This is a genomic window from Curtobacterium sp. PhB128 (assembly GCF_004340725.1).
In the GTDB taxonomy this organism is placed as follows: Bacteria; Actinomycetota; Actinomycetes; order Actinomycetales; family Microbacteriaceae; genus Curtobacterium.
Window position 1 is genome coordinate 85,908 of record NZ_SLUR01000008.1, and the last position, 13,142, is coordinate 99,049.

At 72.5% G+C, this 13,142-nt stretch carries 9 protein-coding genes; 2 read left to right on the forward strand and 7 right to left on the reverse strand.

What is annotated here, in order from left to right; genetic code table 11:
• Positions 1–12: 12 nt before the first annotated feature.
• The 5 genes from atzF to EDF23_RS14365 are packed head-to-tail and all read right to left on the reverse strand — an operon-like array spanning position 13 to position 8,644.
• Complete coding sequence (atzF, locus tag EDF23_RS14345) at positions 13–1,770, reverse strand: allophanate hydrolase (protein ID WP_131922019.1); 1,758 nt, start codon at positions 1,768–1,770, stop codon at positions 13–15.
• Positions 1,767–5,432 carry an urea carboxylase gene (uca, locus tag EDF23_RS14350; protein WP_131922020.1) on the reverse strand — a complete coding sequence of 1,222 codons (3,666 nt, stop codon included), beginning with the start codon at positions 5,430–5,432 and terminating at the stop codon, positions 1,767–1,769. The genes atzF and uca overlap by 4 nt, the downstream gene beginning before the upstream one ends.
• A 26-nt stretch (positions 5,433–5,458) precedes the next feature.
• Positions 5,459–6,163: an urea amidolyase associated protein UAAP2 gene (locus tag EDF23_RS14355; protein WP_131922021.1), complete on the reverse strand. Its 705-nt coding sequence runs from the start codon at positions 6,161–6,163 to the stop codon at positions 5,459–5,461.
• Positions 6,163–7,002 (reverse strand): urea amidolyase associated protein UAAP1, encoded by an 840-nt coding sequence (locus EDF23_RS14360; protein WP_131922022.1) that lies wholly within the window; start codon positions 7,000–7,002, stop codon positions 6,163–6,165. Before EDF23_RS14360 ends, EDF23_RS14355 begins: the two co-directional genes overlap by 1 nt.
• 13 nt (positions 7,003–7,015) lie before the next feature.
• Complete coding sequence (locus tag EDF23_RS14365) at positions 7,016–8,644, reverse strand: amino acid permease (RefSeq protein ID WP_131844901.1); 1,629 nt, start codon at positions 8,642–8,644, stop codon at positions 7,016–7,018.
• A 224-nt stretch (positions 8,645–8,868) separates the two neighbouring features.
• Between EDF23_RS14365 and EDF23_RS14370 the strand changes: the two genes are divergently transcribed.
• Entirely contained in the window at positions 8,869–9,888 is a 1,020-nt protein-coding gene (locus EDF23_RS14370; protein WP_131922023.1) for a phosphotriesterase, read from the forward strand.
• 46 nt (positions 9,889–9,934) lie between these two features.
• Positions 9,935–11,389 (forward strand): aldehyde dehydrogenase family protein, encoded by a 1,455-nt coding sequence (locus EDF23_RS14375; RefSeq protein WP_131922024.1) that lies wholly within the window; start codon positions 9,935–9,937, stop codon positions 11,387–11,389.
• On the opposite strand, the gene EDF23_RS14380 is transcribed toward EDF23_RS14375, so the two are convergent.
• Together EDF23_RS14380 and EDF23_RS14385 are read right to left on the reverse strand one after the other, a co-directional pair.
• The gene (locus EDF23_RS14380; RefSeq protein WP_159572869.1) at positions 11,376–12,578 is read right to left on the reverse strand and encodes an MFS transporter; all 1,203 of its coding nucleotides are present in this window, start codon (positions 12,576–12,578) and stop codon (positions 11,376–11,378) included. The genes EDF23_RS14375 and EDF23_RS14380 overlap by 14 nt on opposite strands.
• The gene (locus EDF23_RS14385; protein ID WP_131844897.1) at positions 12,575–13,081 is read right to left on the reverse strand and encodes a RidA family protein; all 507 of its coding nucleotides are present in this window, start codon (positions 13,079–13,081) and stop codon (positions 12,575–12,577) included. The genes EDF23_RS14380 and EDF23_RS14385 overlap by 4 nt, the downstream gene beginning before the upstream one ends.
• Positions 13,082–13,142: the final 61 nt, after the last annotated feature.

Genomic DNA, 13,142 nt, shown 5'->3' on the forward strand with positions numbered 1-13,142 from the left:
CCCAGCGCGGCGTCATGCCTGCTCGCGGTAGGCCCGCCAGCCGCCGAACGCCGTGATGTCGAGTGCGCCCTCGACGGCGAAGGGTTCGACCAGGAAGCCGGTGACCTCGGCGCCGTCGTCGAGTGCCACGGTGCCGATGGCCATCGGCTCGGGCAGGGACGCCACGAAGGTGCCGAACCCGGCGGCGGGCAGCCGCCAGACCTCACCGGCGATGCCCGAGCCCGAGCCCGACCCCGAAGCCGACCCCGACTCGGGCGCGTCAGCGCCGGACGCGACCGGCCCCACCCGGACCAGCCCGGGCTTTGGCGGCACCGTGTCGAGGGCGTACAGCCGGTAGTCGGACGCGGTGCGGGCCTCCCGGACGAACGATCCGCCGGACGCGACCAGCTGGCCGTTCAGCGGCTGGTCACGGAGGTGCGCTCCGACGACCAGCAGGTCGACGGTGGGTGCGAGGAACGCGGCGCCGAGCGCCGCGAGCCGTCGGTCGGTGAACGCGGGACCGGTCAGCATGACCCCGAACGGCAGGCCGTCGACGAACCCGGCAGGGACGGCGAGCGAGGCCATGTCGAGCAGGTTGGCGAAGTTCGTGTACCGACCCATCCGGCTGTTCGCGCCGATCGGATCGGCCGCGACCTCGTCGAGGGTGGGGTGCCACGTCGTGGTGGGCGTGAGGAGCGCTGTGGTGCCGGCGAGGGCGGCGCGTCCCGCGGCGCCGAGCACGTCGAGGCGTTCCTGGTCCGCGAAGAGGTCCGCTGCCGTGGGTCGGGCGCCACCCAGGACGATCGTGGCGACCGACGGGTCCAGGTCGTCGCCGACCAGGTCGCGGTGCGCCTCGACGTGTGCGCCGACGGCGGCGTACCGCTCGGCGACGAACGCGCCGTCGTAGAGCAGCGACGCTGCGTCGAGCAGGGGTGCGATGTCGACCTCGACCACCTGGTGGCCGAGGGTGCGGAACCGGTCGACGGCCGCCGCGAACGCGTCGGCCCAGCCGGGGGCGAGGCCCTCGAGCTGCGACGGCAGCGGGACGGCGATGCGTGGGACGGCCGGCAGGTCGGCGAGGGCGAGATCGACGCGGGCGAGCGGGTCGACGTCGTCCGGGCCGGCCATCAGCTCGGCGGCGGTGCGGGCGAGGTCGAGCGACCGAGCGAAGACCGTGACGCAGTCCTGCGAGCGGCAGGCGGGGACGACCCCGGTGTTCGGGACGAGCCCCTTGGTCGGCTTCACGCCGACCAGGTTGCCGAGCGCGGCCGGGACGCGACCGGAGCCGGCGGTGTCGGTGCCGAGCGCGAAGTCGACGATGCCGAGGGCGACCACCGTGGCGGAGCCGCTCGACGAGCCGCCGGAGATGCGGGTCGGGTCCCAGGCGTTCCGGACGGCGCCGAAGGGTGACCGGGTGCCGACCAGGCCGGTGGCGAACTGGTCGAGGTTCGTCTTGCCGACGACGACCGCGCCGGCGGCGCGCAGGCGGGCGACGGCGGTCGCGTCGGCGTCGGGTTCGTACGCGTAGGAGCGGGCGGCTGCCGTCGTGGGCAGGCCGGCGACGTCGATGTTGTCCTTGACGGCGAACAGGAGGCCGGCGAGGGGGAGCGTCGGGTCGACGGCCTCGACCTCCTGCAGGACCGCGGCGCGGTCGCGCAGGGTGATCCAGACCTCGGGCCGGTCGACGGAGTCGATGCGGTCGAAGGCGTCGCGGACGCGGTCCGCAGCGGCGGTGGCGGCACCCGCCGCCCCGCCTGCGCGGGCGCTCGCCGTGCGGTTGGTCCCGCTCACGCTCCCGCTCCGATCGCGGCCAGGACCTGCCCCGGTGCGACCTGGTCGCCCGGCTTGATGTAGACCTCCAACACGTGGCCTTCCACCGGTGCGTGCACCATCGACTCCATCTTCATCGCCTCCACTGCCAACAACTTCTGTCCCTCGTCCACCCGGTCGCCCGGTCGCACGTCCACCTGCCACACCGTCGAGGTGAAGGGTGCGGTCACGGCCGTCGCCCCGGCGGGAAGGACGACCTCGTCCGCCACGACGGCGGCCGGTTCGTCGCGCACGTCGAACTCGCCGGAGGCTCGCCACCGCTCCTTCTCCTCGCCGAACGCTCGCGCTTGCTGCGCCCGGAAGTCCGCGATCGAGCCCGCGTTCGCCTCGAGGAAGCGGTTGTACGAGGCGATCGAGAACTCGCCGTCGACGGTCTCGAACGAGCCCCGTCCGGCGTCGGTCTCGGCCCGCAGCTCGAGCAGCTCGTCGGCACCGACCGGGTACCACTCGATGCGATCGAAGAAGCGCAGCGCCCACGGGTCCTCCTGGAACAGCCCGCCGCGGCGGAACCGGTTCCAGATCTGCACGGTGCGCCCGACGAACTGGTAGCCGCCCGGCCCCTCCATGCCGTAGATGCAGAGGTACGCACCGCCGATCCCGACGGAGTTCTCGGCGGTCCAGGTGCGGGCCGGGTTGTACTTCGTCGTCACGAGACGGTGCCGGGGGTCGAGCGGTGTGGCGACCGGGGCGCCGAGGTAGACGTCGCCCAGGCCGAGGACGAGGTAGCTCGCGTCGAAGACGGTGCGGAAGACGTCGTCGACGCTCTCCAGACCGTTGATGCGCCGGATGAACTCGATGTTCCAGGGGGTCCACGGAGCGTCGTTCCGCACGCCGTTCATGTAGCGCTCGATGGCGAGGCGTGTGGCGGGGTCGTCCCACGACAACGGGAGCTTGACGGTGCGCGACGGCACGACGAGCTGGTCGGTGGGCGGGATCTCGTCCTCGAGTTCGCGGAGGAGCCCGGCCACGTCACGGGCCTTCAGGACCGACGCGTCGGTGTGCACCTGCAGCGAGCGGATGCCCGGGGTGATGTCGAGGACGCCCTTCGGCGCCTCCTGCTGCAGCTTCGTCATGAGCGCGTGCACGCGCATGCGCAGCGCGATGTCGAGCGTCATGTCGCCGTACTCGACGAGCACGTTGTCGTCGCCGTCGCGTCGGTAGGCGACGCTCGGACGGACGTCGGTCGCCTCCAGGCGGGTGATCACGCCGTCGTCGCCGTCGCCCCCGGTGCGGGGGACGGTCCGGGAGGCCCGGTTCGCCTCGAGCGCGGCGGCGTCGGCTTCGCGGACGGGGACGAACCGGACCGTGTCACCTGGTCGGAGCTGGCCCAGCTTCCACAGGTCGCCGCTGGCGACCACGGCGGGGCAGACGAAGCCGCCGAGCGAGGGCCCGTCCGGACCCAGGATGATCGGGGTGTCGCCGGTGAAGTCGATCGCACCGACCGCGTACGGGGTGTCGTGGATGTTCGAGGGGTGCAGACCGGCCTCGCCGCCGTCCGTCCGCGCCCACTCGGGTCGGGGCCCGATGAGCCGGATGCCGGTGCGCGCCGAGTTGTGGTGCACGCCGTAGTCGGTGGCGTAGAAGACGTCCAGGTCCGCGCGGGTGAAGAAGTCCGGGGCGGCGTGCGGCCCCTCGGTCACGGCGATCTCCCACGCGTCGGTGAGTGCCGTGCGATGCTCGGCCGGGGTCGGGCCGCCGACCAGGCCCAGTCGGGCGTCGCCGGGGAAGGCGGGGTGCGCCGCGTCGGAGTCCGGGGAGCCCGGCCGCAGGACGTCGCCGGCGAGCAGCGCGCGACCGGCGTGGCCGCCGAAGCCGCCGAGCGTGAACGTGGCGGTGGAGCCGAGGTAGGTGGGGACGTCGAAGCCACCGCGGACGGCCAGGTAGGTGCGCAGGCCGGGCCCGGGCGCCGTCCCGACCGCCAGGGTCTGTCCGGCGCCGACGTCGATCGGCTCCCAGAGCGGGACGGGGTCGCCGTCGAGGGTCGCGGGCGCCGGTGCGCCGGTGAGCGCGACGACGGCGGCGGTCGAGAAGTGCAGCGTCGGACCCGTCGCCGTGATCTCGAGCGCGGGAGCGCCGTCGGGGTTGCCCACGGCGCGGTTCGCCTCGGCGAACGACGCGGCGTCGAACGGGCCGCTCGGCGGGACACCGACCTGCCAGTACCCGACCCGGCCGGGCAGGTCCTGGATCATCGTCATGGTGCCCGGTGCGAGGACGTCGATGCGCGGGTCCGGGTCGTCGGTCTCGTCGAGCGTCGAGGTGGAGTGCGTGGCGGTGCGGAGCTCGAGGTCGTCGGTCAGTGCTCGGAGCAGCCCGGTGTTCGTCACGATGCCGTCGATCCGCGTGGCGGCGAGGCCGTCGCGCAGCCGGTCGAGGGCGTCGTCGCGGGTCTCGCCGGTGGCGATGACCTTCGCGAGCATCGGATCGTAGAACGCCGAGACCTCGGAGCCGGTCTCGACCCAGCCGTCGACGCGGAGTCCGCTCGGGTCGCCGGACTCGGTGGTCGCGCTCGGGAACACGGCCTGGGTGACGAGGCCGCTCGAGGGCAGCGAGCCCTTCGCCGGGTCCTCGGCGTAGACACGGGCCTCGACGGCGTGGCCGTTCGGGGTCCAGGTGCGGTCGAAGACGTCGTCGCCGATGCCGTTGGCGCCGTCACGGGCCAGGCGGAGCATGAGGTCGACGAGGTCGACTCCGAACACCTCCTCGGTCACCGGGTGCTCGACCTGCAGGCGGGTGTTCACCTCGAGGAACGACGCCTCTTCTCGGACCGGGTCGTAGACGAACTCGACGGTGCCGGCGCTGCGGTACCCGACGCTCGCGGCCAGGCGACGGGCGGACTCGTGCAGCTCGCTGCGGACGTGCTCGGGCAGCGCGGGCGCCGGGGCCTCCTCGATGACCTTCTGGTTCCGACGCTGCAACGAGCAGTCCCGGTCGCCGATCACCGCGACGCGCCCGTGGCCGTCGCCGAAGAGCTGGACCTCGACGTGCCGGGCCGGTCGCACCAGGCGTTCGAGGAAGATGCCGGCGGACCCGAAGGCCGCGGTGGCCGTGCGGGTGACGCTCGTGTAGGCCTCGCGGACCTCGTCGAGGGTCGCGCACGCCTGCATGCCGATGCCGCCGCCGCCACCGGTGGCCTTGAGCATCACCGGCAGGCCGATGCGCTCGGCCTCGGTCACGGCGTCGTCGACGCTCTCGAGCAGGCCGGTGCCGGCGAGCATCGGGACCCCGGCTGCGGCGGCGAGCTCGCGAGCGGTGTGCTTCGCGCCGAAGCGGACGATCTGGTCGGCGGTCGGCCCGACGAACCGGATGCCGGCGTCCTCGCAGGCGCGGGCGAAGTCCGTGTTCTCCGACAGGAACCCGTAGCCGGGGTGGACCAAGCCGGCGCCGGTGTCCTTCGCTGCCTGCACCACGGCGTCGATGCGCAGGTAGGAGTCGCGGGCGGGCGCCGGGCCGAGGCGGACGGCGACGTCGGCTTCGCGGACGTGCGGCGCGGCCCGGTCGGCGTCGGAGTAGACGGCGACGGTGCGCATGCCGAGTGCCTTGGCGGAGCGGATCACCCGGCGGGCGATCTCGCCGCGGTTGGCGACGAGGACGGTGTCGGTGGAGAGCGCGGGTGGCTGGGGCACGGTGTCCTCCGTGTCGGGTGCGGCGATCACGGCTGGACCACGATCATGCGCAGCGGGGTGCAGGAGAAGTCGTTGCACGGGTTGTTCATCTGGGGGCAGTTCGACACGATGACGAGCACGTCGCGTTCGGCCCGGACGGCGACGCGCTTGCCCGGTGCGCTCATGCCGTCGACGATCCCGAGGGCGCCGTCGGCCTCGACCGGGACGTTCATGAACCAGTTGAGGTTCGAGACGATGTCGCGGGCGCCGAGGCCGTGCCGGCCGGCCTCGGCCAGGAAGTTCTCGCGGCAGCCGTGCTGGTACTGGGTGTGGTGGCCGTACCGCAGGGTGTTGGACTCCTTCGAGCATGCGCCGCCGATGGTGTCCTGCCGGTCGATCTCGTTGGCGACGACCGTCATGAGCGGGTGCCCTTCGTTCGACATCAGCACGGTGCCGGTGCGGACGTAGGCGTTCCCCTGGGCCGCGAGGGTGTCCGGGACGCTGTAGCGCTCGTCGGGGTCGTGCGCGTCGTAGACCAGGCAGTCGGCGCTCTGGTTGCCGCCGACGTCGACGATCGTGAGCACCTGGCCGGCGCGGACGACGGCGGACCACGGTGCGAGCGGCTCGACCCGGTCGTCGCGGACGACGTCGCCGGGCACGAGGGACTCGCTCCAGTCCAGGGCGACGTCGGGGGCGTGGACGGCGCCGACCGGGACGGTGGAGGTGCGGGTGTGCGTCGTCGTGTCGGGCATCAGAGGCCTCGTGCTTCCGCGTAGTCGATGGCGTTCAGGTAGGCGCGGGTGAGTTCCGGCGTCGCCGTGAACCGCTCGTCCGCGTCGGTCGTCGGTGCCCCACGCCAGGCGTGCACCCGGAGCGGGCCGACGGCGTACTCCGGCCGGGGGTCGATGGGGTGCGCGACGTTCGCGACGAGCACGAGCAGCGGCAGCTCGGCGACGAGGGTGACGTGGTGCCCGGCTCCGGCCGACCCCGTGAAGGTCATCGCCCCCTCGTCGTCGATCCGGACGCCCTGGAAGAACGAGACGCTCGGCGGCAGGTCACGCCTCGTCAGCCCGTGCTTGGCGGCGGCCTTCACGAAGAGCGACCGGCCGCTCGGGCTGGGCCCCTCGGGTGCCGCACCGCCGTACTTCCGCTCGTTCCAGGCGTCGGTCGACGTGCCGCAGAAGGCGTCGTGGTGCCCCGAGGTGTCCTCGACCACCGTCGCCAGGGCACGGCCGTCCCCGCTGAGCAGCGGCGTGCCGACACCGAGGTAGGCCTGCCACGGGATCTTCTGCGTGTCGGCGACGTTCAACCGCTCCCACGGTTCGAGCGCGTTGAACACCAGGAGGTTGGCGCATGCCTGCCCCGTCGGGTCGTCGAAGCGCAGCCGCGAGCCCCTGGCCAGGACCTTGTGCGTGTACCCGCCGGGAGCCACCGTCTCTGCCCAGACGAGCTGTGCGCGGTCCACGCCGTCGGGGGCGAACGGTGACGTCGAGGCCGGCAGGTACGGCATGTACTCGGACTGCGTCCCGGCCTGGGCGCGCGCATCGGAACGCGAGGCGAGCACGCTGTCGGTCTGGTGGAGGTCGCGCATGGGGTTCCTTCGGTCAGGCTTCGACGGTCGCGGTCGCGGAGGCGGGTGCCTGGACGGCGGGGACCGACGCGGTGGACGGGACCTCGGCGAGGGTGATCGGTCCGTGCGCACGGTGCCGCCGGGCCGACCACACCCAACCCACGAGCAGGACGGCGCCGATGAACAGCAGTGCGCTGTACTGCAGCCACCACGAGTTCCCGGTCAGGTCGTAGATCTCCGGGCGCGGCCAGATGAGGTTGACCGCCATGCCGATCTGGAAGGCGACGGCGAGGGCGTTGAGCGGGATGCCCCACCGGCCGAGTGTGAACAGCGGCTTGCCGTCCTCGTCCACGCCGGCGGGGAAGCCGGACCGTCGGAGCCGGATGCGTTGGACCAGCAGGGGGCCGGTGACGCCGAGGTAGGCCAGGTAGAGCATCGCGATGCACAGGCTGGACAGGGCGGTGAAGATCGCGGACTGACCGATGTTGACGGCGAGTGCGAGGCCGGCACCGACACCGACGACGATCGACGCGGCGATCGGGGTCCCGGTCCGGGGTGAGACCCGAGCGAGCGTGCGGTGGAACGGCAGGGCCTTCTCGCGGGCCATCGAGTAGACCATGCGCGCACCGGCGGTCTGCACGGCGAGGGTGCAGGCGAACACGGCGACCGCGACGGTGCAGAGCAGCAGCCGGCCGAAGACGTCGCCGAGCGTCGAGGTGATCACCCAGGCGAGTCCCTGCGTCGCCAGCTTGCCGTCGGTCAGGCTCGGGGCGGCAACCAGGGCACCGATGATGAGCAGCCCACCGCCGAGGCCGGAGACGGTGAGCGCGCGGACGATGGTCTTCGGGGTGGTCCGGCGGGGGTTGTGCGTCTCCTCGGCGAGCTCACCGGCGGAGTCGAAGCCGACCATCACGTAGGCAGCCATCAGGGACGAGGCCAGGAACGCCCAGACGTACGGTTCGGTGCTCGTCGAGCCGGCGGTCGTGAACACCACCGCAGGGCTGCGGTGCGGCAGCAGGAAGAGGGCGCCGATGAGCACGACGACGCCGATGATCTCGATCAGCACGCCGAAGCTCGTGACCCGCGCCATCAGCCGGACGCTCGTGATGTTCACCAGGGTCGTCACGACGAGCATCACGATGCCGAGCACCACCGCGTTCGCAGCACCGGTCGACGAGGCGAGGGAGGGGTCGGCTCCGGGGCCGCCGACGACCTGGAACCCGTTCCAGATCGCAGGGAGCACGGCCTGCACCGCGATGGCTGCGACGGCCACGGTGAGGATCTGCCCGATGATCATCGTCCACCCGGTGAACCACCCGAAGCGCGCGCCCGCCAGACGACTGGACCACTGGAAGATCGCGCCCGAGATCGGCCACCGGGCGGCGAGCTGCGCGAAGTTCAGCGCGACGAGCAGCTGGCCGCCGAAGACGAGCGGCCAGGCCCAGAAGAACGCAGCACCGCCGAGTCCGAACCCGAGGCCGAACAGCTGGAAGACGGTGGTCAGGATCGAGACGAACGAGAACCCGGCCGCGAACGACGAGAACGAGCCGACCCCGCGGTGGAGTTCCTGCTCGTAGCCGAGTCGGGCGGAGCCCTGGGTGTCGACGGGGTCGACGCTGGACGTGGCGCGCGGTGCGTGGAGCGGTGACTCTGGAGAGCGCATGGCTGCAGACCTTTCGCGGAGTACCTGTCGGGCGACAGGTAGTGCGACCAGTGTCGTGCGGACCCGTGTCGCCGTCGTTGCCCGGCTGTTTCGGGCACGTGACGGAAGGGGGCCGCGTGTAAACGTTCGGAGTCGAGCGAAGAGCTCGCCGACACGTGTGGACAAGAGGGATCCAAACCGATGTAGATTGGATCCGTCAAGTCCGCCACCGCGAAAGGCACGTCGTGATCCAGACCGTCCTCGGCCCCGTCGAGTCGTCCGGGATCGGTGCGGTGTCGATGCACGAGCACCTGCTGACCGACGCGAGTGCCCTGCAGCGACCCGGTGTCGAAGCGCTGGAACCGAGCCTCGCGGTCACCGCGGACCTGGCTGCCGCCCTCCGGTGGAGCCAGCTCGCACTCGCGGACAACCTGCGCCTCGACGACGTCGACCTGCTCGCCGACGAACTCCGCACCGCGCGGAGCAGCGGCCTCGGGCTCGCCGTCGACCTGAGCTCCCTCGGCTTCGGCCCCGACCACGCCCGGCTGCCCGAGCTGTCACGGGCGAGCGGCGTCGGGATCGTCGCCGGCTACGGGGCCTACCTGCCACGACTGCTGCCCGAGTGGTACCTCGACCTGGACACCGACGGGCGACAGGGGCTCTTCGAACGGGCACTGACGGACTCGGTACCCGGCGCCACGTACCGCGCCGGGCTGCTCGGCCTGATGGGGACGACGACTGCGTTCGCGACCGCCGACGGACTCGAGGAACGCCGCAGTCTCACGGCGGCTGCACGAGCGGCGGCGACCACCGGCGCGGCCGTCGTCGTCCGGCTGGCCGCCGACGCCCGGAACGGCCTCGAGGTGCTCGCGCACGTCGTGGCCGAGGGGGTCGACCCGAGCCGGGTCGTGTTCTCGACCGTCGACGAGTTCCTCGACCTGCCCTACCTGCGCGACCTCGGCCAGGCAGGAGCCGTGCTCGAACTCTGCTTCGGCAACGAGGGCTCGCACGTCGGTCGCATCCGCAACGCCAGCGATCCGCAACGGCTCGACGCCTTCCTGGCCCTGCGCGAGAGCGCCCCCGACACCCGCTGGGTCTTCGGTCACGCCACCTGGACGAAGGGCCAGCTCCGTCGGTACGGCGGACACGGCCTCGACCACCTGACCGCCCGGGTCGTCCCCGGTCTCCGCGCACTCGGCGTACCCGACGAGGTCCTCACCCGGATCACGGTCGATGAGCCCGCTCGACTGCTCGACCGTTCCTGACCGAGCACCCCGACCCACCGCACCCACGTCCCACGGAGGAACCGTCATGAGAGACACGCTCGCACCCCTGGCCCCGCTCGAGCCGTTCCTCGTCGACGGCACCTGGACCGCACCCGACGGCGCCGAACTCCTCGACGTGCTCGACCCCGCCACCGAGGTGCTGCTCACCCGGGTGCCGCAGGCCGGTCCCGCCGACGTCGACGCCGCCGTGGCCGCCGCGCGCCGGGCACACGAGGACCGCCGGTGGAGCGGGATGAGCCCGCACGACCGCAGCCGCATCCTGAACCGCGTCGCGGACCTGATCGAGGAGCGGCTCGAGGAACTCGCCGTGCTCGAGACCCGCGACAACGGCAAGCCGATCGAGCGCTCCCGCGCCGACACCGCGACCTCGGCCCGGGTGTTCCGCTACTACGCCGGCGCTCCCTCGCGCCTGACCGGCACGGTCGTCCCCGTCGACGGCGGAGCGCACCACGTGTACACGACCCTCGAACCGGTCGGCGTCGCGGCGCTCATCCTGCCCTGGAACTTCCCGATCATGACCGGCGCGTTCAAGCTCGCACCGGCGCTCGCCGCGGGCTGCACGGTGGTCGTCAAGCCGGCCGAGCAGACCCCGCTCACGATGCTCCGGGTCGCCGCGATCTGCGAGGAAGCCGGTGTACCCGCCGGCGTCGTCAACGTCCTGACCGGCGACGGCCGGGTCGGTGCCGCGCTCACCGCGCACTCCGGTGTCGACAAGGTCTCGTTCACCGGCAGCACCGAGGTCGGCCGCAAGGTGATGACCGCCGCGAGTGCGGACTTCAAGCGCCTGACCCTCGAGCTCGGCGGCAAGAGCCCGAACATCGTGTTCGAGGACGCCGACCTCGACGCCGTCGTCCTCACCGCCATGCGTGCGTCGTTCGGGCACTCCGGCCAGATGTGCACCGCGGGCAGCCGCCTGCTCGTGCAGCGGTCGGTCCTCGACGAGGTCACCGAGCGCCTGGTCGCCGCCGTCCGGAAGGTCCCCGTCGGCGACGGGCTCGACGGCGGGATCACCGTCGGACCGCTCGTGTCCGAGGAGCAGCGGCAGCAGGTGCTCGGGTACATCGAGCAGGGCAAGGCCGAGGGGGCGACGGTCGCGGTCGGCGGCGGCGTGCCCGAGCGCCCGGGCTACTACGTCGAGCCGACGCTCTTCACCGGCGTCTCGAACACGATGACCATCGCGCGCGAGGAGATCTTCGGGCCCGTCGTCGGTGTCATCCCGTTCGACGACGAGGACGAGGCGATCGCCATCGCGAACGACCAGACGTACGGCCTCGCCGCCGGGGTCTGGACCCGCGACCTGTCCCGCGCCCACCGGATGGGCCAGCGGCTGCACGCCGGCACCGTGTGGGTGAACACCTACAACCTGTTCGACCCGGCACTGTCCTTCGGCGGGGTCGGCGAGTCCGGCCTCGGTCGCGACCTCGGCGAAGAGGCCCTGCGCGCGTTCTGCGAGTCGAAGAGCGTCGTCATCGCGCTCTGAGGTCGCGACCGGTGCCGCCGCCGTCGTGCCTGCCGAGTGCGGGCACCGCGGCGAGCTGCAAGGCGGCGAGGACGACGAGCGCCCACCCGGAACCGACCGCCGACACCAGGACCCCGCCCACGAGTGAGCCGACGGCGTAGCCCGCGCTGGTGACGGCCGAGAAGACGCCGACGCCGGTGGCCCGGGTGCGGTCGTCGAGCGTCCGGGTGCTCAGGATCGTGAGCGTCGGGAACAGCGGCGAGTACCCGGCACCGACCAGGACGGCACCGGCGGCCGCGGTCGGGAAGTCGTGTGCGACCGCGAGGACGACCAGCCCTGCGGCGAGGACGACCAGGGCTCCTCGTGCGGTGCGGACGGGCCCGATCCGGTCCGGCAGTCCGCCGAGGAGCAGTCGCACCCCGACGACGCTCGCTGCGAAGACCGTGAAGACGTTCGCGGCCCCGGTCAGTCCCTGCGCGCCGACGCCCTGCCCGACCAGGTGCTGGATGAGGAACGCGATCATGAAGCCCTCGGCCGCCCAGGCCACGAGTCCCGCCGCGCCCGGTCGTACGACGGCCCGCAGCACCGCCGCGAGACCCGCACCGGCCGGTCGCGCCGGGCTGCGGTGCACCGGGGCCGATCCGCCCCGCGTGAGCAGTGCCACTCCGAGCCCGGCGAGCTGGATGCCGATCGCGACGACCCACACGGTGCGGTGTCCGGCCGACTGGTACAGGTTCTCGCCGACCACGGGCCCCAGGGCGAGACCGATCCAGACGGCGAGCCCGAACAGGCCGAGTGCGCGGCTCCGCTGGGTCACCGGCACCTCGGCGACGACCCAGGCAGTGAGGGCGGTGGCGGTGGCCGCGTTGCCGGCGCCGAAGACGAGCCGGCTGACCGCGAGGCTCGGGACGCTCAGCGCGACGAGCACGATGCCGAGTCCGGCTGCCGCCAGCAACCCGGCACCGAGGAGGACACGTCGTGGACCGAGCCGGTCGCTCAGGATGCCGGCGAGTGGCATCGCGCCGATCGCCACGAACCCCGCGAGCGACACGAGCAGCCCACCGACGGCGGGGTCGGCGCCGAGCTGGTCCGTCGCCACCCGTGGCACCACCGGGGTGCTCGCACCGTTGACGACGTAGCCGGCGGTCGACGCCACGACGAGGAGCCAGAACGCGGTCCCCCGCGTGCCGGTCTCGGCGAGCGGTCTCACTCCCCGGCTCGGCGGGGGCGGCACTCCAGGCTGAGCCAGAGCTCGAAGCAGGCGCTCCGTGACAGGGCGGTCGCACCGATCGACGCGCGGCCCATCCGGCCGACGTCCGGTCCGAAGACGTCGAACAGCAGGTCGCTGGCCGCGTTCGACACCTGGTTGAGCTGCTCGAACCCGGGCGGGCAGAGGACGAAGCACAGCCCGCGGGACAGCGCAGTGACCTCGTCGAGCGAGCCGAGGGCGTAGCGGATCATGCCGAGGGCGTTGACCGCGGTGTAGCGGGCCGCTTCACGAGCCTGCTCGAGGGTGATGTCGACCCCGACCGACCCCGGGTGCAGCATCGTGCCGTCCCGTGACTCCGGGGTCATGCCGCTCAGCTCCAGCAGGTCGCCGGTGCGGTGGAACGCGCGGAGCGAGCTGCCGTACCGGCCACCGTAGGGCGGGTTCGCGTAGTCCGGGATGACGAGTCCGAGTTCCTGCGCGCGGGCTTCAGCGGAGTGCTCCATGGGACAACAGTATCCGGCGGTGGCGGTAATGGATACAACCTGTTTATAATGGGATCCATTA

Coding starts and splice junctions, on each gene's coding strand:
- EDF23_RS14355 (WP_131922021.1), bottom strand. CDS start 6,163: ATGCCCGACACGACGACGCACACCCGCACCTCCACCGTCCCGGTCGGC.
- EDF23_RS14360 (WP_131922022.1), bottom strand. CDS start 7,002: ATGCGCGACCTCCACCAGACCGACAGCGTGCTCGCCTCGCGTTCCGAT.
- EDF23_RS14365 (WP_131844901.1), bottom strand. CDS start 8,644: ATGCGCTCTCCAGAGTCACCGCTCCACGCACCGCGCGCCACGTCCAGC.
- EDF23_RS14375 (WP_131922024.1), top strand. CDS start 9,935: ATGAGAGACACGCTCGCACCCCTGGCCCCGCTCGAGCCGTTCCTCGTC.
- EDF23_RS14385 (WP_131844897.1), bottom strand. CDS start 13,081: ATGGAGCACTCCGCTGAAGCCCGCGCGCAGGAACTCGGACTCGTCATC.